This is a genomic window from Brevibacillus sp. FW306-2-1A-C05A (assembly GCF_058781555.1).
In genome coordinates this window covers 1-560 of the sequence record NZ_JBYSWV010000119.1, presented here as the reverse complement: position 1 = coordinate 560, position 560 = coordinate 1, and the positions used below count along the sequence as shown (strand labels likewise).

At 45.2% G+C, this 560-nt stretch carries 1 protein-coding gene and 1 pseudogene; one reads left to right on the top strand and one right to left on the bottom strand.

Annotation, left to right across the window (positions count from 1 at the left end; all coding sequences use genetic code 11):
* Window positions 1-75: 75 nt before the first annotated feature.
* A pseudogene (locus AC3WJN_RS25595) lies at window positions 76-324 on the bottom strand (IS3 family transposase); the annotation flags it as partial.
* 84 nt (window positions 325-408) lie between these two features.
* Between AC3WJN_RS25595 and AC3WJN_RS25590 the strand changes: the two are divergent.
* Window positions 409-560 (top strand): transposase (locus AC3WJN_RS25590; RefSeq protein ID WP_492329360.1); only part of this gene is annotated, 152 nt, incomplete at its 3' end.

Genomic DNA, 560 nt, shown 5'->3' with positions numbered 1-560 from the left:
ATCGGTTCCGTTTTTCCATGGCTTCATTATAACTTATTTATCACGCTCCCGTGTCTCAGCCTATGGGAGCATTGTAAGCCCCTGCTCTTTCATGATTCGGCCAATTCGACGTCTGGTAGCGACCAAGCCGCGCTCTTGAAACTTGAATTTGAGTTTGCGAGTACCATAAGCTTTGCGGTTTTTGTGGAAAATCTCCACAATCGCTTCGGTGATCTCGTCTTCTTTTGGTGATTCTTTCGCTTCATAGTAGAACGTACTTCGTGCGATTTGCAGGACGTCGCACATTGCTGATACCGAGTATTTATCACGATTGTTCCGGATGATTGCTTTTAAGCCCCAAAATTGGATTTGAGTCATACCCCCTTATCTTGTTAAGCTGATATCAGAAGAACAGAGGGGGATATTTTTATGCAACGGAGACGCTATTCAATCGAGTTCAAACAACAATTGATCCAGGAAGCCCACGAAGTAGGAAACGCTAGCCAAGTAGCCAGACGGCATGGGATAGACCCTAAAATGCTGTATCGATGGATACGTGACTCCAAACACGCAGATTGGCA